The organism is Amycolatopsis decaplanina DSM 44594, assembly GCF_000342005.1.
GTDB classification, from domain to species: Bacteria; Actinomycetota; Actinomycetes; order Mycobacteriales; family Pseudonocardiaceae; genus Amycolatopsis; species Amycolatopsis decaplanina.
On sequence record NZ_AOHO01000077.1, the window covers coordinates 266,528 to 284,507 of the forward strand.

Annotated in this window: 20 protein-coding genes; 18 read left to right on the plus strand and 2 right to left on the minus strand. The window is 68.7% G+C overall.

The genetic code is table 11. The features are described from left to right. Positions 1–125: 125 nt before the first annotated feature. The 8 genes from H074_RS41830 to H074_RS35210 are packed head-to-tail and all read left to right on the plus strand — an operon-like array spanning position 126 to position 6,240. Complete coding sequence (locus H074_RS41830; RefSeq protein WP_007034861.1) at positions 126–1,379, plus strand: RDD family protein; 1,254 nt, start codon at positions 126–128, stop codon at positions 1,377–1,379. Positions 1,380–1,433: 54 nt separating this feature from the next. Further along, complete coding sequence (locus H074_RS35180; protein WP_007034862.1) at positions 1,434–1,904, plus strand: CD225/dispanin family protein; 471 nt, start codon at positions 1,434–1,436, stop codon at positions 1,902–1,904. A 37-nt stretch (positions 1,905–1,941) separates the two neighbouring features. After that, positions 1,942–2,373 (plus strand): CD225/dispanin family protein, encoded by a 432-nt coding sequence (locus tag H074_RS35185; protein ID WP_039924138.1) that lies wholly within the window; start codon positions 1,942–1,944, stop codon positions 2,371–2,373. Positions 2,374–2,422: 49 nt separating this feature from the next. Beyond that, positions 2,423–3,184 carry a DNA repair protein RecO gene (gene recO, locus H074_RS35190; RefSeq protein ID WP_007034864.1) on the plus strand — a complete coding sequence of 254 codons (762 nt, stop codon included), beginning with the start codon at positions 2,423–2,425 and terminating at the stop codon, positions 3,182–3,184. A 39-nt stretch (positions 3,185–3,223) separates the two neighbouring features. Next, complete coding sequence (locus H074_RS35195) at positions 3,224–4,045, plus strand: isoprenyl transferase (protein WP_007034865.1); 822 nt, start codon at positions 3,224–3,226, stop codon at positions 4,043–4,045. Continuing rightward, entirely contained in the window at positions 4,042–4,464 is a 423-nt protein-coding gene (locus H074_RS35200; protein ID WP_007034866.1) for a hypothetical protein, read from the plus strand. Before H074_RS35195 ends, H074_RS35200 begins: the two co-directional genes overlap by 4 nt. 37 nt (positions 4,465–4,501) lie before the next feature. Continuing rightward, positions 4,502–5,518, plus strand: coding sequence for a permease (locus H074_RS35205; RefSeq protein WP_007034867.1), 1,017 nt, complete (start codon positions 4,502–4,504; stop codon positions 5,516–5,518). Then, on the plus strand, positions 5,515–6,240 hold the full coding sequence (locus H074_RS35210; protein WP_007034868.1) for a TIGR03943 family putative permease subunit: 726 nt from the start codon (positions 5,515–5,517) through the stop codon (positions 6,238–6,240). The genes H074_RS35205 and H074_RS35210 overlap by 4 nt, the downstream gene beginning before the upstream one ends. A 71-nt stretch (positions 6,241–6,311) precedes the next feature. Here the strand turns inward: H074_RS35210 and H074_RS35215 are convergent, their stop codons facing one another. Together H074_RS35215 and H074_RS35220 are read right to left on the minus strand one after the other, a co-directional pair. After that, entirely contained in the window at positions 6,312–6,725 is a 414-nt protein-coding gene (locus H074_RS35215; protein WP_007034869.1) for a Fur family transcriptional regulator, read from the minus strand. 2 nt (positions 6,726–6,727) lie between these two features. Beyond that, the gene (locus H074_RS35220; RefSeq protein ID WP_039924190.1) at positions 6,728–7,111 is read right to left on the minus strand and encodes an ArsR/SmtB family transcription factor; all 384 of its coding nucleotides are present in this window, start codon (positions 7,109–7,111) and stop codon (positions 6,728–6,730) included. A gap of 265 nt (positions 7,112–7,376) precedes the next feature. Between H074_RS35220 and H074_RS35225 the strand changes: the two genes are divergently transcribed. The 10 genes from H074_RS35225 (at position 7,377) to H074_RS35270 (ending at position 17,105) form a co-directional block, all read left to right on the plus strand. Further along, positions 7,377–8,444 carry a hypothetical protein gene (locus H074_RS35225; RefSeq protein WP_007034871.1) on the plus strand — a complete coding sequence of 356 codons (1,068 nt, stop codon included), beginning with the start codon at positions 7,377–7,379 and terminating at the stop codon, positions 8,442–8,444. A 7-nt stretch (positions 8,445–8,451) separates the two neighbouring features. Next, entirely contained in the window at positions 8,452–9,081 is a 630-nt protein-coding gene (locus H074_RS35230; RefSeq protein ID WP_007034872.1) for a class F sortase, read from the plus strand. Positions 9,082–9,168: 87 nt separating this feature from the next. Beyond that, entirely contained in the window at positions 9,169–9,855 is a 687-nt protein-coding gene (locus tag H074_RS35235) for a class F sortase (RefSeq protein WP_007034873.1), read from the plus strand. Positions 9,856–9,947: 92 nt separating this feature from the next. Beyond that, complete coding sequence (locus H074_RS35240) at positions 9,948–11,336, plus strand: glycine--tRNA ligase (protein ID WP_007034874.1); 1,389 nt, start codon at positions 9,948–9,950, stop codon at positions 11,334–11,336. A gap of 304 nt (positions 11,337–11,640) precedes the next feature. Further along, positions 11,641–12,573 (plus strand): ABC transporter ATP-binding protein, encoded by a 933-nt coding sequence (locus H074_RS35245; protein WP_007034875.1) that lies wholly within the window; start codon positions 11,641–11,643, stop codon positions 12,571–12,573. Next, entirely contained in the window at positions 12,570–13,298 is a 729-nt protein-coding gene (locus H074_RS35250; RefSeq protein ID WP_007034876.1) for an ABC transporter permease, read from the plus strand. Before H074_RS35245 ends, H074_RS35250 begins: the two co-directional genes overlap by 4 nt. Before the next feature lie 14 nt (positions 13,299–13,312). Beyond that, positions 13,313–14,509: a sensor histidine kinase gene (locus tag H074_RS35255; RefSeq protein ID WP_007034877.1), complete on the plus strand. Its 1,197-nt coding sequence runs from the start codon at positions 13,313–13,315 to the stop codon at positions 14,507–14,509. Next, entirely contained in the window at positions 14,506–15,111 is a 606-nt protein-coding gene (locus tag H074_RS35260) for a response regulator transcription factor (protein ID WP_007034878.1), read from the plus strand. The genes H074_RS35255 and H074_RS35260 overlap by 4 nt, the downstream gene beginning before the upstream one ends. Positions 15,112–15,143: 32 nt before the next feature. After that, entirely contained in the window at positions 15,144–15,797 is a 654-nt protein-coding gene (locus H074_RS35265) for a YdcF family protein (protein WP_007034879.1), read from the plus strand. Positions 15,798–15,836: 39 nt separating this feature from the next. Continuing rightward, on the plus strand, positions 15,837–17,105 hold the full coding sequence (locus H074_RS35270; protein ID WP_007034880.1) for a deoxyguanosinetriphosphate triphosphohydrolase: 1,269 nt from the start codon (positions 15,837–15,839) through the stop codon (positions 17,103–17,105). The last annotated feature ends 875 nt before the right edge of the window (positions 17,106–17,980 follow it).

A 17,980-nucleotide genomic window follows, 5' to 3' on the forward strand; every position in this document is an offset into this window, starting at 1 on the left:
GTCGGTGGTACCGAGTACGCTCCCGCGCACCGGTCTGCTCGGCGCGTACCCATGCCGTACATTCAGCCCGGGTCGCCGCACGAGGCCCCGTGCGCCAGGGGCGAGGAACCAGCGAGGGGATTTCGATGACCACTCCCTACGGCCAGCAGCCGCCGGGACAGCAGCCGCCGCCCGGATCCGGGCCTCCGCCGGGGGACGGGCAGCAGCAGTCACCGCAGCCGCAGCAGCCGTTCGGACAGCCGCCATCGGGAGAGCAGCCCTCGCCGTTCGGGCAACAGCCTCCGCAGGGTGACCAGCCTTCGCCGTTCGGCCAGCAGCCCGCGCAGCCTCAGGGGGACCAGCCTTCGCCGTTCGGCCAGCAGGCTTCCGGCGAGCAGCCGTCCTCACCCTTCGGCCAGCAGTCGCAACAGCAGTCGCCCTTCGGCCAGCAGCCGCAGCAACCGCAGCAGCCGTTCGGCGCGCAGCAGCAGTCGCCGTTCGGGCAGCAGCCGCAGCAGTCGTCGCCGTTCGGGCAGCAGGGCCAGCAGTCGCCGTTCGGCCCGGCCTCCCAGTTCGGCCCGCAAACCGACTACGCCCACTGGGGCCTGCGCGCGGCCGGGACCCTGATCGACTTCGCGCCGATCGTCGTGCTCCCGATCATCGGCGCCATCATCGCCACGAACGCGAATTCGCTCATCGGCGGCATCATCTCCGCCATCGGCTACCTCGCGGGCCTCGGCTGGACCGTCTACAACCGGTGGATCAAGATGGGCACCACCGGCCAGTCGCTCGGCAAGAAGATGGTGAACATCAAGCTCGTCCGTGAGAGCGACGGCCAGCCGATCGGCCCGCTGATGGCCTTCGTCCGGGACCTGTGCCACAACCTGGACGGCTGGGTCTGCGGCCTCGGTTACCTCTGGCCGCTGTGGGACCAGAAGAAGCAGACGTTCGCCGACAAGATCCTCAGCACCGTCGTCGTCCCGGGCGAAGCCGCCGCCGCGCCCGCGTCGGCGCCGTTCGGCCAGACCCCGGGATTCCCGGCGCCGCCGCCGTCTTCGCCGTCGTTCCCCGCGCAGCCTTCGCCGTTCGGCCAGCAGCCGCCGCAGCAGCCGTTCGGCGCGCCGCAGCAGCAGGGCCAGTTCGGCCAGCAGTCCCAGCAGCAACAGCCGCAGCCGTTCGGGCAGCAGCCGCAGGGAACCGCGCAGCCGTCTCCGGAGTCCCAGCCTGAACCGGCCCTGAGCGAGGCCGAGCCGACCCAGGTCCTCCGCCCGGGGCAGCCGCAACCGGCGCCGTCCGGGTTCGACGAAGCCGAGCCGACGCAGAAGATCACCCCGGAGCAGCTGAGGCAGCAGTTGCCCGGAGCGGATGGGCCGAACGGCCCCGGAACACCGCAGCAGTAAGGAACGACCGGCGGGATCCACCCGTCGGGAAGCACGACAAAAGTGGGGAACCCGATGACGAACCCGTACGGCCAGCAGCCCGGCTACGGCCAGCAGCAGCCCTATGGCCAGCAGCCTCAGCCCGGATACGGACCCCCGTCCGGCGCCACGCCCGCGCCGTACGGCCAGCCTTCCGGCGCGAACCCGATGCCGTACGGCCAGCCGGCGCCCTACGGTCAGCCCGCACCGTACGGCCAGCCCGCGCCGTACGGCGCTCCGGGCGGCATGCCCGGCGGTGGCGACATCAACTCGATCCCGGACTACAAGGGCTGGGCGATCGGCTGCATCTTCCTCTGCTGGATCATCGCGATCTTCGCGATCATGAAGTCCAACGAGGTCAACACCTACAAGATGCAGGGCAACTACGCCGCCGCCATGGACGCGTCGAAGTCGACGAAGACCATGTGCATGATCGCCTCGATCATCGGCGGCGTCGGCTGCCTGTTCTCCCTTCTCTGGATCATCCTGGTCGCCGCGAGCATCTAGCCCCACCGCAGACGAAAGAACAACGAGGACCAATTCAATGACCAACCCCTATGGCCAGCAGCAGCCCTACGGACAGCAGCCTGGCTATGGTCCGCCGTCCGGTGGCATGCCCGCTCCTTATGGCCAGCCCGCCCCGTACGGCGCGCCGTCTCCCTACGGTGCGCCGGGCGGCATGCCCGGTGGCGGTGGCGACATCAACGCCATCAAGGACTACAAGGGCTGGGCGATCGGCTGCATCTTCCTCTGCTGGATCATCGCGATCTTCGCGATCATGAAGTCCAACGAGGTCAACACCTACAAGATGCAGGGCAACTACGCCGCCGCCGCGGACGCGTCGAGGTCGACGAGGACCATGTGCATGATCGCGTCGATCATCGGTGGCCTCGGCTGTCTCTTCGCCATCGTGATGATCATCATCTCGATCGTCGCGGCCGCGTCCGTGCCGAGCTGCTACGGCCGCTACTGCTGATTCCGGGGCGCACCGCCCCGATGTCGGTCCCGGGTGGGACGATGTCGGGGTGGTGAACCTCTATCGCGACACCGGAGTGGTGTTGCGGACGCACAAGCTGGGTGAGGCCGACCGGATCGTCACCCTGCTCACGCGGCGGCACGGCAAGGTCCGTGCGGTCGCGAAAGGCGTGCGTCGGACGTCATCGCGCTTCGGGGCGCGGTTGGAGCCGTTCGGGCACGTCGACGTGCAGTTCTACACAGGCCGCTCCCTCGACGTGATCACCCAGGTCGAGACGGTCGACGCCTTCGCGCTGCCGCTGGTGGCCGACTACCAGCGCTACACCGCCGCGAGCGCCATCGCCGAGACCGCGGACCGGTTGTCCGCCGAAGAGGGCGAACCGGTGCTCAAGCTCTACATGCTCGTCGTCGGCGCCCTGCGCGCACTCGCGGGCGGCGAACGGGACAGTTCCCTCATCCTCGACGCCTTCTTCCTGCGGGCCATGGCGTACGCAGGCTGGGCGCCCGCGATCACGGAATGCGCCCGATGCGGCCTGCCGGGACCGCACAAGGCGTTCAGCGTGTCCGCCGGCGGCTCGATGTGCCCGGATTGCCGGGTCCCCGGCTGTGTCCATCCCTCCCACGAGGTGCTGACCCTGCTCGCGGCGCTCCTGCACGGCGAGTGGCCGGTGGCCGAAGCGTCGCAGCCCGTGCCGCGGCGGGACGCGTCCGGCCTGGTCGCGGCGCATCTGCAGTGGCATCTGGAGCGCCAGTTGCGGTCGCTGCCGCTGGTGGAGAGGCGTGCGCGGGAGGGCGCCACGCCGGCGCAGTAGGGTCGCAGGCACAGGTTCACTCGATCAGGAGGCTCGAAGGTGCTGCGCAGGGGACGCGAGAACAAGGCGTCACAATTCGAACTTCGCGCGCCGGAGCCGCATCCGTCCGGTGCCCGGCCGCCGGAGATCCCCAAGGAACTCCTCCCGAAGCATGTGGCGCTGGTGATGGACGGCAACGGCCGCTGGGCCAACCAGCGGGGACTGCCGCGGATCGAAGGCCACAAACGCGGTGAAGCGGTGATGATCGACGTCGCCAGCGGTGCCGTGGAGCTGGGCGTCAAATGGCTGTCGGTGTACGCCTTCTCCACGGAGAACTGGAAGCGGAGCCCGGAAGAGGTCCGCTTCCTGATGGGCTTCAACCGCGACACCATCCGCCGCCAGGTCGACTACCTCGGTTCGATCGGCGTCCGCATCCGCTGGGCGGGCCGCCGTCCCAAGCTGTGGGCGAGCGTCATCAAGGAACTGCAGGTCGCCGAGGAGAAGACGAAACACAACACGGCGCTGAACATGACCATGTGCGTCAACTACGGCGGACGTGCCGAACTGGGCGACGCCATGCGCCGGATCGCCCAGGACGTCGCCGACGGGAAGCTGAACCCGGACAAGGTCACCGAGAAGACCATCGGCAAGTACCTGTACCAGCCCGAGATGCCGGACGTGGACCTGTTCCTGCGGCCGTCGGGGGAACAGCGGACGTCGAACTTCCTGCTCTGGCAGTCGGCCTACGCCGAGATGGTCTACCAGGACACGCTCTTCCCCGACTTCGACCGCACCCACCTGTGGCGGGCGTGCCTCGAGTTCGCGAAACGGGACCGCCGCTTCGGCGGAGCCGTCGACAAGGCTTCCGAAGGGACCGCATGACCACCGAAGCAGCGGACACGGCGGCGTTGCTGACGTCGGCACGGGAAGCCCTGGAGCGCTATCTCGAAGTCCACGTCGACGACGACGGCGCGCTGACCTTCTCGCACGCGGACGTCCCGTGCGTCATCCAGGCGACCCGGCTGGCCGAAGGGCTGACCGTGCTGAGCCTGACCTGCGTCGTCGCCTGGGACCTGCCGGACGATCCGGCGATCGCGGCCTCGGCGGCGGAACGCGCCGGACAGGGCCTGTTCGGGACGCTCGGTGTCGTGCGTTCGGAGAAGGGGATCGACATCACGCTGAGGTACGCGTTCCCGGCCGAGGGCATGGACCCTTCGCCGCTCGGAACGCTGCTCATGCTGGTCGTGTCCACCGCGTCGCAGCTGCGCGGCGATCTTCTGGGCATTGGCCCCGGGGAGTGACGACCGGAACGCAGGGTCACCTGGCATCATCTCGCGCATGGAAACCATTTCCAGAAGCGCCCCGGAGAAGAAGCCGGCCCGGCGGTTCAAGATCACCTCGATCGAGGTGCTCTGCGCGATCCTGCTGATCGCGATCCTCGGGCAGAGCTGGCTCCAGCAGGTGTTCGACGTGCCCGCCCTGCGGACCGGCTCGACGGTGTTCGTCGCCGTCTGTGTGCAGGCGCTGCCGTTCCTGGTGCTCGGGGTGCTGATCAGCGGTGCGATCGCGGCGTTCGTGCCCGCGCGGGTGCTGGAGAAGGTGCTCCCTCGCCGGGCAGGCGCGGCGGTCGGTGTCGCGGGCCTGGCGGGTGTCGCCCTGCCGGGTTGCGAATGCGCGTCGGTGCCGGTGGCGCGGCGGCTGATCGGCCAGGGTGTCGCACCCGCGGCCGCCCTGACGTTCCTGCTGGCCGCGCCCGCGGTGAACCCGGTGGTCCTGGTCGCCACCGCGGTGGCGTTCCCCGCGAACCCGGAGATGGTGTTCGCCCGGTTCGCCGGTTCGCTCGCCACGGCGATGGTGATGGGCTGGCTGTGGGCGAAGTGGGGCAAGCTCGACTGGATCGCGGAACGGGCTTTGCGACGGCTTCCGGAGGTTCAGCGCGGTTCGCGCTGGAAGACCTTCGCCGAAACCGCGCGGGCGGACTTGGTCGAGGCGGGCGGATTCCTCGTGCTCGGCGCGATGATCGCCGCCGCGATGAACGTGCTGGTGCCCGCCAAGTGGTTCGGCGTGCTGGGGGAGCAGATCGTGCTCGGGGTGCTGGTGATGGCCGTGCTCGCCGTCGTGCTGGCGCTGTGCAGTGAGGCCGACGCCTTCGTCGCCGCGTCGCTGACCGCGATGCCGTTGCTGCCGAAGCTGGTGTTCCTGGTGGTCGGTCCCGCGATCGACGTGAAGCTCTTCGCCCTGCAGACCGGCACCTTCGGCAAATCCTTCGCGCTGAGGTTCGCGCCGGTGACGTTCGTCGTCGCGTTGTCCTGCGCCGTCGTCTCCGGCGTGCTCATCCTCGGAGGTGGCGCGTGAAACGCGAGACCCAGAACATCCTGCTGATCCTGCTCGGCGGTGCGCTGCTCAAGATCACGATCAACGGCGACTACCTGCGTTACGTCAAACCCGCGCAGCAGCCGTGGATCATCGCGGGCGGCGCGGTGATGGTCGCGCTGGGCGCGGTCGCGATCGTCCGCGATCTGCTGGCCGCCCGTGCCGCCGCCGTCTCCGCGGGCGACGTCCACGCGCACGAGCACAACACCCGTTCGGCCTGGCTGCTGATGGTGCCGGTGCTGGCCGTGTTCCTGGTCGCGCCGCCCGCGCTGGGTGCCGACTCGGTGACGCGGACCGAGGCACGGGCGCCGCAAAGCGCTTCGGCGAGCAACGCGGCCGCCTTCCCGCCCCTGCCCGCCGGGGACGTGGTGCCGCTGGAGGTCAACGAGTTCGTCAGCCGGGCGGGTTGGGACAAGAGCGGGACCCTGAACGGGCGCACGGTGCGGTTGTCCGGGTTCGTCGTGCACAACGAGGGCAACACGATGCTGGCCAGGATGGTCATCGGCTGCTGCGCGGCCGACGCGTTCCCGATCACCGTGCGGCTGGTGGGCGAGGGCGCGTCGAGGTTCGGCAACGACACCTGGCTGGAGGTCACCGGGACGGTCGTGCCGGGCACCGCGGTGCGGGAGAACAGCTACATGCCGGACTTGACACTCACCTCGGTGCGGCAGGTGCCGGCGCCGAAGGACCCTTACGAGTACTGAACCGATGCGTCGCCTCGTGAGTGGTAAGGACGGTTCTAACCGTCCTTACCACTCACGAGACGCACAGCGCGTCAGTGGTTGGAGCAGGTCCCGACGATCTCCACGGTGTGGCTGATGTCGGAGAAGCCGTGCTCCATGGCGATCTTCTCCGCCCACCGCTCCACGGCCGGTCCCTCGACCTCGACGGTGCTGCCGCAGAGCCGGCACACCAGGTGATGGTGGTGGTGCGAGGAGCAACGCCGGTAGATGGCCTCGCCGGTGTCGGTGCGCAGGACGTCGATCTCGCCCGCCTCCGAGAGCGACTGCAGCGTCCGGTACACCGTCGTGAGGCCGATACCGTCGCCGCGTTTGCGCAGCTCGTCGTGCAGTTCCTGGGCGGAACGGAAGTCGTCGATCTCCTTGAGCAGCTCGACCACGGCGGCCCGCTGTTTCGTCGACCGGCGTCCCGGCACCGGCGCGGAACTGTTGGCCGTCGTCGGACTCATGCTCACTTCCCCTCCTGAACGTGGGCTACGGCGTCCACCACGATATGCGCAAGGTGATCGTCGACCAGCCGGTACACCACCTCACGGCCGCGTCGCTCACCCTGTACGACACCCGCTGTCTTCAGTACCCGCAGGTGCTGGCTGATCAGCGGCTGCGCGACATCGAGTGTGTCCACCAGTTCGTGTACGCACCTGTCCGCGCTACGCAGTTGCAGGACGATGGCGATGCGCACGGGCGCGGCGAGCGCCCTGAGCAGGTCGCCCGCGTCCGCGAGGACGGCGGGCGAAGCCGACGCGGCGGGTGCGGCGGGGGGACGGGCCGACGAATGCGGTCCGGGGTCTTCCGTGAAGCCCGGGGCGGCCGAGTCCGGGGTCACCGTAGCCATCGCCGCCTCCAAGTCCATCATGATTTCCGAAGTCATTGCCAGTAACAGTCCAGCCCATCTTAGTGTTCCCGTCCCTAGTGGTCTGTTCGCCGACCGGGCGACCACCTGGCGGTGCCGTTACTGCTCCATTCGGGTGACTTCGCGAAGAAATGACCATTCCACTTCGCATGTGGTCGCCAACGGTGCAAGGTTGTCGCGGAGCGTTTCGTCGCTTCTCGTACGCTGACGACCGCGCTCTGAGGGCCCGGAGAGGCAGTGGGGAGACATGACTCGTTTCGTGACGAAGCTGGCCGCCGTGACGGCGGCCGTCGCTTTGGCGTCGGTTCCGGGGCTCGCCTCGGCGCAGACGACGCAGGCCGTCGATGAGAAGACGGGCCCCGTGTCGTTCGCGAACGTGGCGTCGGTGCGCATCGGGAATCCGGGATCGCTGATCACCGAGACCCAGCGTTCGCCGCTGACGCCCGGCCAGTCGAAACTCTCCCCGGACCGCACCGTCGTCCCGCGTGTCGAAGAGCGAAACACCTTCGGCGACAAATGGGACATCAACCTGGGCCGCTACGGCGCGCAGAGCCCGTACCCGCCCGGTATCGCCAGCCGCGACCACAACGTGATCGCCGCGTTGCAGCAGACCACGGTCCCGACAGCGGTCGCGGAGAGCAACTACGCCCTGATCGACAACGGGCGTGGCGGCGCGAAGCCCGCCGACAACACCGTGCTGGTGCTCGAAGGTGCGAAGAGCGCCGTCGACTGCTCCTCGCCGAGCAAGGCGACGTCGTCGACGAGCGTGAGCAAGATCTGGGTGCGGGACGAATCCGGCGCGCTCAAGCCGTCCGGCGCTTCGGGCGTCGACGTCAAGGGGCTCAAACTCGGCCCGCCGTCGCTGGTCAAGAACGAGAGCATCGACAAGGGAAAGACCACCTCCGACCTGACCGTGTCCCGGGTGACCGCCTTCGATCAGCTCATCCGGCAGGACGGCTGGCGCAGCGGTGACGTGACCGCGGTGGCGGGCTGGAAACTGGACATCGTCACGCACGTGCGCGACGAGGACGGCAAGGACCTGCGCGAGGCCCGCACGACGATCGTGCTCGGCGGCGTGAGCTGCGCGATCCCGAAGAACTTCGTGGCGAAGCCCGCCGGCGGCACGGGACCGGGCGCGGCGCCCGAGCAGCCCGCGGTGCCGGGGATCGTGCCCGCGGGCGGTGTCCCGCCGCAGGCCGCCGACTCGACGCGGACCGTGGTCGGGCTCGGACTGCTGGGTGGCGGCATCGTGATCGGCGCCGCGGCCATGCTGCTCTTCCGCCGTCGTGAGCCCGCTCCGGTACGGGAGAAGTAGCGGCGCCGTGCGGCCCTGGCTGGCGGCACTTTCTGCCGTCGTCTCCGCGCTCGCCATCTCAGCGGGCGTGATCGTGCTGACCTGGATCCCGCCGGAACCGGCGGCTTCGTTCGCGGAACCCGCGGTCATGCCGGGCGAAGACGGTGCTCCCTTGGCTCTGCCCGCGGACAGTGCGAAGCGCGGGCAGCGGCCCGGCACCATCCGCCTGCCCGAAGGCGGATCGGCGAAACTCGTCCGCTCCGAAGTCAACTCCGACGGTGTCCTCCCGGTCCCGCGCGGGCTCGGCGACGCGGCCTGGTGGGGTGCGCGGCTCGGCGCCGAAGCGGGCACGGCGCTGATCTCCGGGCACGTCAACTGGGGCGGCGTCAAAGGGCCGTTCGACGAGCTGTGGCGGATGCGCGAGGGGCAGGAGGTCGCCGTCAGCGACGCGACGGGCGGTATCTGGGTCTATCGCGTGCGCGAGGTCGTCACCATGCACAAGAACGACCTGCCCGCGCAGGCGGCGAAGTTGTTCGCGCAGAGCGGGCCGCACCGGCTGGTCCTGGTCACCTGCGGCGGTGACTACCTCGGCGGGACGGACGGCTACCGGGACAACAGGGTCATCGTCGCGACTCTCGTTTCCGGGCCGCCCGCCTGAAGTCGGTGCAACCTCTCTCGGCTCACGTCGCGTGTCTAGCGACACCGGCCGCTCCGGCGGCTTGACGCGAGCAAGGAGTAATACCCGATGGTGGGACGGTTTGACGTGAACGAGACCGCCGCGGCGAGCGAGGAACAGCCGAAGAAGCGCTCCGGCCTGGGGTGGATCCTCGCCTGTAGCGCGATCTTCGTGGTGGCGGCCGTGGTCGCGGTGTTCGTATTCACCGGGCTTGTGTTCACTGAAAAGAGTGATCCGGTCGTCGCGGCCGCCCAGGACCAGGCGAACACGTCGGCGGTGCAGACGCCCGAAGCCCCGGCCGAGACGGGCCAGGCGCCCGGCACGGTCAAACTTCCCGGTGGCGGCACGGCGAAACTGATCCGCAAGGAACTGACCGCGGACGGGACCCTCCCCATCCCCGAGGGGCTCGACGAAGCCACCTGGTGGGGTGCGAAACTGGGCGCCGACCAGGGCGCTTCCCTGCTTTCCGGGCACGTGAACTGGAAGGGCAAGAAGGGGCCGTTCGACGAACTGTGGCGGCTCAAGACCGGTCAAGAGGTCGATCTCGTCGACACCGACGGCGGCAAGTGGGTCTACAAGATCGGCGAGATCGTCACCGTGCACAAGACGAAGCTGGCCGAGCAGGCGGAGAAGCTGTTCGGACCGGACGGGCCGCATCGGCTGGTGCTGGTCACCTGTGGTGGCGAGTACGTCGGCGGGACCGACGGTTACGAGGACAACCGCATCGTCACCGCCTCGTTGGTCAGCAGGCCCTGAGCGGTTCCAACCTCGCCGGAGGTCGTGCGGGGACGGGCGGTTAGTCTTGTCCTTCTAGTCCATACCCGTCCCCGCATGCTTCGGAGCGTGGAGTGCCCGCCAACACCATTGAGACCGTCGTCAGCCTGTGCAAGCGTCGAGGCTTCGTTTTCCCGTGTGGAGAGATCTACGGCGGTACCAAGTCGGCGTGGGACTACGGGCCCCTCGGTGTCGAACTCAAGGACAACATCAAGCGCCAGTGGTGGAAGACCGTCGTGCAGAGCCGCGACGACGTCGTCGGCCTCGACTCCTCGGTGATCCTGCCGCGCCAGGTGTGGGTCGCGTCGGGTCACCTCGACGTCTTCACCGACCCGCTGATCGAATGTCTCTCCTGCCACAAGCGTTTCCGCGCCGACCAGCTGGCCGAGGACTTCTCCGCCCGGTCGGGCAAGGAGGTGTCCGAGGACGACCTGTCCGAGGTGCCGTGCCCGAACTGCGGCACCCGCGGGCAGTACACCGCGCCGCGTGACTTCAACATGATGCTCAAGACCTACCTCGGCCCGGTCGAGTCCGAGGAAGGCGTGCACTACCTCCGCCCGGAGACCGCGCAGGGCATCTTCATCAACTTCCTCAACGTGCAGACCGCGGCGCGCAAGAAGCCGCCGTTCGGCATCGGCCAGATCGGCAAGTCGTTCCGGAACGAGATCACGCCGGGCAACTTCATCTTCCGCACGCGCGAGTTCGAGCAGATGGAGATGGAGTTCTTCGTCGAGCCGGGCGAGGACGAGACCTGGCACCAGTACTGGATCGACGCGCGCACCGAGTGGTACAAGGACCTCGGCATCAAGGCGGACAACCTCCGCCTCTACGAGCACCCGAAGGAAAAGCTCTCCCACTACTCGAAGCGCACCGTCGACATCGAGTACCGCTTCGCGTTCAACGCGGGCCAGGAATGGGGCGAGCTCGAAGGCATCGCGAACCGCACCGACTTCGACCTCACGACGCACTCGAACCACTCCGGTGTGGACCTGTCGTTCTTCGACCAGGCCACGAAGCAGCGGTTCCGCCCGTTCGTCATCGAGCCCGCGGCCGGTGTCGGCCGGTCGATGATGGCGTTCCTCGTCGACGCCTACCACGAGGAAGAGGTGCCGAACGCCAAGGGCAGCACCGACACCCGCGCGGTGCTCAAGCTGGACTACCGGCTCGCGCCGTTCAAGGTCGCCGTCCTCCCGTTGTCCCGCAACGCCGATCTCACGCCGAAGGCGCGCGACGTCGCGGCGGCGCTGCGAAAGCACTGGAACACCGACTTCGACGACGCCGGCGCGATCGGCCGCCGCTACCGGCGCCAGGACGAGATCGGCACGCCGTACTGCGTCACCGTCGACTTCGACTCGCTCAACGACCACGCGGTGACCGTGCGGGAGCGCGACACCATGGCGCAGGAACGGGTCGCGATCGACAAACTGGAGTCCTACCTGGCGGGTCGCCTGATCGGCGCCTGAGACACCGTCGGAAGTACGTGAAGGCCCCCTTCATTGCGTCTAGCGCAATGAAGGGGGCCTTCACGTACTTCAGGCGACCTGAGCGGCGGACCGCGGTGGGGCTCGTGAGTGGTTAGGACGGTTCTAACCGTCCTAACCACTCACGAGGCCCGCCACCAGGTCACGACACCTGCCTCTACCGTCACATCGGCATCGTGGGTGAGCCGCCCCTGCCCGCTGGGGAAGTCCACCCCTGACAACTGTCACCCTCAGGTCATGACGCGCGGCCCACGGACGGGACGCCCTGGCGCGACAAGCTTCAGGCATGCGAGAACAAGACATCACCGCGGGGGCGGCGGTACGGCTTTCCGGCCTGCGTAAGCATTACGGCGACGTCCACGCCGTCGACGGCGTGGACCTGACGATCGCGCCGGGCGAGGTGGTCGCGCTCCTCGGCCCCAACGGCGCGGGCAAATCCACGACCGTCGACATGATCCTGGGCCTGTCCTTGCCCGACAGTGGCAGCGTGACCGTCTTCGGACGCGAGCCGGGTGACGCGGTCGGCGACGGGATGATCGGCGCGATGCTGCAGGGCGGCGCGCTGGTCGAGGATCTCACGGTCGCCGAGACGGTCGGCATGGTCGCGGCGCTGCACCGCGAGCCGATGCCCGTGCGGGAGGCGCTGCGCCGCGCCGGGATCGAGGATCTCGCGAACCGGCGCTCCACCAAGCTTTCCGGCGGGCAGAAGCAGCGCGTGCGGTTCGCCGTCGCGCTCGTGAGCGATCCCGATCTGCTGATCCTCGACGAGCCGACCGCCGCGATGGACGTCGGCACGCGCCGCGAGTTCTGGAAGTCGATGTACGAGTACACGAACTCCGGCCGCACGGTCCTGTTCGCCACCCACTATCTCGAAGAGGCCGAAGAGTTCGCCGACCGTGTGGTGCTGATGCGGTCGGGGCGGATCGTCGCGGACGGTTCGGTCGCGCAGGTCCGTGCGCTGGCAGGGGGACGCACGATCCGCGCGGCGGTGCCCGCGGCGGCGGAACCGGTGATCGCGGGGCTGCCCGCGATCACCGGGTTCGAACTCCGCGGCGGCCGCGTCGCGATCTCCAGTTCCGATTCCGACGTCACGCTGCGGGCCCTGATGACCGAAGTCCCCGAAGCACACGACATCGAGATCAGCGCCGTCGGCCTCGAAGGCGCGTTCCTTTCCCTGACCACCGACGACACCGAGAACGCCGAGGAAGCCGTCCGATGAACCCGACCTATCTCAAGACCGAGATCGTCCGAACCTTCCGCTCGACGCGGTTCGTGTTCTTCGCGGTCGCCTTCCCGGTGCTGATGTTCCTGTTGCAGGCCAACGTTTTCAGCACCGCCAACGTGGACATCTCCGGGGTGATCATGGTCAACATGATGGCCTTCGGAACCTTCTCCGCCGCGATGACGAGCGGCGCGAAACTGGCCATCGAGCGGTCCACGGGCTGGCAGCGCCAGCTGCGGCTGACCCCGTTGACCGGCACCGGCTACCTCGGTGGCAAGGCACTGTCGGCGATGCTCGTCGCGCTTCCGTCGCTGCTGGTCGTTCCCCTGGTCGGCGTCCTGGTCCAGGGTGTCCACCTCGACGCCGCGGGCTGGCTGCGGCTGGTGCTGGGCATCTGGCTCGGCGCGATCCCTCTGGTGCTGCTCGGTCTGTTGCTGGGCCAGTTCGGCACCCCGGAGTCGATGCAGCCGCTGAACATGATCGTCATGATGGGCATGGGCTTCCTCGGCGGCCTGTGGATCCCCATCGACGGGATGCCGTCGTGGATGGCCGACATCGCCCAGGTGACGCCGACGTACTGGCTGATCCAGCTGGTCCGCCCGGTCGTCACCGACCATCTCACGGTGAGTCTCCCGGCCGCGCTCGGCGTGCTGGCGGCGTGGACCGCCGTCCTCGGGGCGCTGGTGATCAGGCGTTACCGTAAGGACAGTGCGCGGGTCTGAGAAAAGGTGACCAGGTGAAGAACTACCCGGGCAGGGTGCAGACGGGCTTGAACAACCGTGAGAACTGGTGGTCGGACATGCCGCCGCGGACCGGGAGGGGGCCCCGGCCGTGGCGGTGGGCCGTACTCGGGATCGCCTTCATCCTGCCGAGCTTCATCCCCACGGTGGTCGAGCTGACCACCGACGGGGTCACCGTGGAAGAGCTCGTGATCACCGCTCTCTTGCTCCTCTACGGTGCCTGCTACGTGCTGTTCCCGCTCACGTTGCGCCCTTCCCGGCGGAAGACGACCTACTTCTTTTCGGTAGTGATGCTGCTCATCGGCCTCACCTTGGTCTTCCTGCACGACAACAACCCATACATCCTGATCTACGCGACGGCGGTGCTGGCCTTCACACTGCCCCCGGCGTGGGCGCTGATCCTGGACGGCGGGGCCTTGTTGCTGGTGCTGGGCGTCCACCTGGCGCTCGGGAAGGACGACTTCGGGGATCTCGTGGCCGTCACCTCGATCACGGCGGCGATGTTCTTCATGGCGAACCTGGTCCGCGCGGTGCGGAAGCTGGAGGCGGCGAACCGGGAGATCGCGACGCTCGCGGTGGCGGGTGAACGCGAGCGACTGGCGCGGGATCTGCACGACATCCTCGGCCACAGTCTCACCACCATCACGGTCAAGGCCGGGCTCGCCCGCCGGATCCTGGAGAGCGGCAAGGACGACCCGCGCGCTCTCCAGGAGATCACCGACGTCGAGAACCTGACCCGCAGCGCCCTCTCGGACATCCGCGCCACGGTCTCCGAGTATCGCGAAGTGTCGCTGTCGGCGGAGGTCGCCGGGGCGCGGGCGGCGTTGCGGGCGGCCGAGATCGACGCGGACCTGCCGCACGCGGTGGACAACGTCGACCCCGCCCTGCAGCGGACCTTCGGGTACGTGCTGCGGGAGGCGGTCACGAACGTGATCCGGCATTCCGGGGCGAAGCGGGTCAAGGTCCGCCTCGGCAAGACCTGGCTGGAGATCGAGGACGACGGTGACGGCGGCGAGGTCGCCGCGGGGAACGGGCTGCGCGGGCTCACCGAACGGCTGGACGAGGTCGGCGGAACCTTGACTGCCACGGCGCCTTCTGCGGGAGGATGGCTCGTCCGCGCGGAGGTACCGGAGTCCGCCGTGCGGAGCGGCGCGCGGGCGCCGCTCACCGAACCGGCTGGAGGCTGCGCGTGATCCGGGTCCTGCTCGCCGACGACCAGGCGATGGTGCGCGGGGCGTTGGCCACCGTGCTCGGCCTCGAAACCGACATCGAGGTGGTCGCCCAAGTCGGCTCGGGTGACGAAGTGCTTCAACGGGCGAAGGAGACCACCCCGGACGTGGCGCTGCTCGACGTCCAGATGCCGGGCAAGGACGGTCTCGAAGCCGCCGCCGAGCTGCACGGTGCGCTCCCGTTGTGCCGGATCATCATCTGCACCACCTTCGGCAGGCCTGGTTACCTCTCGCGGGCGATGGCGGCGGGCGCCGCGGGATTCGTGGTCAAGGACGCTCCGCCGGAGCAGCTCGTCGACGCCGTCCGCAGGGTCCACGGCGGGCTCAGGGTGGTCGATCCGGCGCTCGCCGCCGAATCCCTCGCCACCGGCGCGAGCCCGCTCACCGGACGCGAACACGACGTGCTCAAGGCCGCCAAGGACGGCAGCACGGTGGCCGACATCGCCCGCGCGCTGCACCTTTCCGAAGGCACCGTGCGCAACCATCTTTCGGCCGCGATGGGCAAGACCGGGGCGCGGACACGGGCCGAGGCGGTGCGGCTCGCCGAAGAGCACGGCTGGCTCTGAGATCGTCTCGCCGCTCTGCGAGAATCTCCCGCGTGAGTACCGCCGAAAGGATCAAACCCACCCGCGCGAACTGGGTGCGCCGGATCCTGGCGGGGTTCCTGCTGGTCGTCGTCGCGGTGATCGGCGGGACGGCGTTCCGGGTCTGGCAGGTCGCGCGGGAGGACGTGCGCGATCAGGCCGACGTCATCGTGGTGCTCGGCGCGGCCCAGTACAACGGCAGGCCGTCGGAGATCTTCCAGGCGCGGCTGGCCAAGGCGAAGACGCTGTACGACCAGGGCGTCGCCAAGGTGATCGTCACCGCGGGCGGAAAGAAGGCCGACGACAACTACACCGAGGCGCACGCGGGCGCGCAGTGGCTGCGCAAACGCGGCGTCCCCGCGTCGGCGACGCTGCCGGTCGGTGAGGGCAGTGACACCCTGCGGAGCCTCCGTGCGGTCGCCGATCAGGTGCGGAATCGGGGCTGGAAGACCGCCGTGCTGGTCAGCGACCCGTGGCACTCCTTCCGCGCGCGGGTGATGGCCGACGACCTCGGGCTCCAGACCTGGACGTCGCCCACCCATCGAGGCCCGATCGTGCAGACCCGCGAGACACAGGCGCGCTACATCGTCCGCGAGACCGGCGCGCTGCTGTACTACCGCCTCACGAAGTCGCCGGCGGACAGTCTGTTCGGTACCGGCGAGGTCTGACACCCGATAAGTGTCGGTGAGCGCGTTTAAGCTGGTCGCGTGGACACCTACACCGAGGCCGACAGGGCGCGCCTGCTGCCCGAGCGGCCCAAGGGCGCGGCGTTGGAAGGCGCCGAGGACGGGCGAAGCGCCTTCGCCCGTGATCGCGCACGCGTGCTGCACTCGGCGGCCCTGCGGCGGCTGGCGGGCAAGACGCAGGTGGTCGGCCCGGGTGAAGGCGCCGAGGTCAGCGGCGTCCCCCGCACGAGGCTGACACATTCGCTGGAGGTCGCCCAGATCGGCAGGGGGATCGCGGACGAACTGGGCGCGGACCCGGATCTGGTGGACACCGCCGGCCTCGCGCACGACATCGGGCACCCGCCGTTCGGGCACAACGGCGAGCGCGCGCTGAACGAGGTCGCGCAGCCGTGCGGTGGTTTCGAGGGCAACGCGCAGACGTTGCGGATCCTGACCAGGCTGGAGCCCAAGGTCCTGCGCGAAGGCGGGGCCGTGGGCGGGCTGAACCTCACCCGTGCCTGTCTCGACGCCTCGACGAAGTACCCGTGGCCACGTGAAGAGGGCAATCCGAAGTACGGCGTCTACGCCGACGACGCCGAGGTGTTCGCGTGGGTCCGGGCGGGCGCGCCGGACCGCCGCACCTGTCTGGAAGCGCAGATCATGGACTGGTCCGACGACGTCGCGTACTCCGTGCACGACGTCGAGGACGGGGTGCTGGCGGGCCGGATCTCGTTGCGGGTACTGGCCGACGCGGAGGAACGCGCGGCGGTGGCCGAGGCGGCTCGGAGGTTTTCGCACCAATCCCGGTCCACTTTGGAGGGTGCGGCGAAGGAACTGCTCGACCTGCCCGTGGTCTCCGAACTCATCGAACCGGGGCTCGACGGCTCGCTCAAGGCGCAGGTCGCGCTGAAGCGGTTGACGAGCGAGCTGGTCGGCAGGTTCGCGACGGCGGTGGTCGGCGCGACGAGGGAGGTGTATGGCGAGGGGCCGCTCAGCCGCTACGCCGCGCGGCTGGTCATCCCGGAGCAGGTCGCGGCCGAGGTCGCGTTGTTCAAGGCGCTCGCGTTGCGGTACGTGATGAGCGACAAGCGGCGCCTCGCGATGCAGGACGGTCAGCGTCAGACGCTCGCCGAGCTGGTCGGCGCGCTGTGCCGCCGCGCGCCGGACGCGCTGGACGGCTTGTTCCTGCCCGCTTGGGAAGCCGCCGCGGACGACGCGGCCCGCCTGCGCGTGGTCGTCGACCAGGTGGCGTCGCTCACGGACGCGCAGGCCTACGCGTGGCACGCCTGGCACACCGGCCGCCACGGCTGAGCCTGGTGGCCGAGGTGGTCATGAGTGGCGATTCGGGTTCCAACGACGGGTGGGGCAAAGGTGTCGTGCCCGATCGCTCGTGGGCTTGCCGTCGTCGGGTGTCGCGAAAGCCACTTTCGCGACGTCGGACGTCTCGAAAGTGGCTTTCGCGACATCGTCGAGCCTGTGCCGTTCGCGAGAAGCCGCCACAGCTGTGGTGAAGGGGGCTTTCGGCGCGTGCGGTGAGGGGAAAGTTCCCTTCACCTCGTCAGGCACCCGCTCCTGGCCTTGTGGGTGGCGAGGACGGTTGTTGCGGAGGCCTCGGGGTGGTCGTGAGTGGCGATTCGTGTGCTAACCGAATCGTTGCAGACGAGGCTGGTGTGATCGGTGGTGGACGCGGCCAGTGCCTGAGATGCCGTTAAGGCCTCCTTCCCTACCCTCACAGTCAATGCCAGAAACTTAAGGCCGGTGGGGCGGTCGCGTTTCAGGAATGTTCGCCCAGGTCGGGCGGTCCGACTCCAGTGGATACCGCCCGTTCAGGCACTGATGGTTCGCCGACGAGGGTTGGTGGGGTCCGTGAAGGCCTCCTTGAGGGACTCAGAGTCCCTGAAGGAGGCCTTCACGGACTTGAGGAAACGGGCAAATAATGAGCAATCGGACAATTCGACACCGCAGGCGTCCTTTATGGACGGTCTGAGAAACCTCGGGCACTGCCGCTTAAGTTCCTGGCATTGATCCTCACAGTAGGGAAGGAGGCCTTCACGGCATCAGAACCGGCATTCTCATCCACCCTCGAGCGGGCACGCCGGCACTGATCTCAAGGTCTAAGAGCCTGTCTTTGATGCCGGTTGCGGGTATGGGTCGGGCCTCTGCTAGTGATCTTGACACCACATCTC

Bases quoted from the DNA above. Each gene is read 5' to 3' on its own strand.
- H074_RS35250 (WP_007034876.1), top strand. From the start codon at position 12,570: ATGAACCCGACCTATCTCAAGACCGAGATCGTCCGAACCTTCCGCTCG.
- H074_RS41830 (WP_007034861.1), top strand. From the start codon at position 126: ATGACCACTCCCTACGGCCAGCAGCCGCCGGGACAGCAGCCGCCGCCC.
- H074_RS35200 (WP_007034866.1), top strand. From the start codon at position 4,042: ATGACCACCGAAGCAGCGGACACGGCGGCGTTGCTGACGTCGGCACGG.
- H074_RS35235 (WP_007034873.1), top strand. From the start codon at position 9,169: ATGGTGGGACGGTTTGACGTGAACGAGACCGCCGCGGCGAGCGAGGAA.
- H074_RS35205 (WP_007034867.1), top strand. From the start codon at position 4,502: ATGGAAACCATTTCCAGAAGCGCCCCGGAGAAGAAGCCGGCCCGGCGG.
- H074_RS35185 (WP_039924138.1), top strand. From the start codon at position 1,942: ATGACCAACCCCTATGGCCAGCAGCAGCCCTACGGACAGCAGCCTGGC.
- H074_RS35245 (WP_007034875.1), top strand. From the start codon at position 11,641: ATGCGAGAACAAGACATCACCGCGGGGGCGGCGGTACGGCTTTCCGGC.
- H074_RS35225 (WP_007034871.1), top strand. From the start codon at position 7,377: ATGACTCGTTTCGTGACGAAGCTGGCCGCCGTGACGGCGGCCGTCGCT.
- H074_RS35220 (WP_039924190.1), bottom strand. From the start codon at position 7,111: ATGGCTACGGTGACCCCGGACTCGGCCGCCCCGGGCTTCACGGAAGAC.
- H074_RS35215 (WP_007034869.1), bottom strand. From the start codon at position 6,725: ATGAGTCCGACGACGGCCAACAGTTCCGCGCCGGTGCCGGGACGCCGG.
- H074_RS35180 (WP_007034862.1), top strand. From the start codon at position 1,434: ATGACGAACCCGTACGGCCAGCAGCCCGGCTACGGCCAGCAGCAGCCC.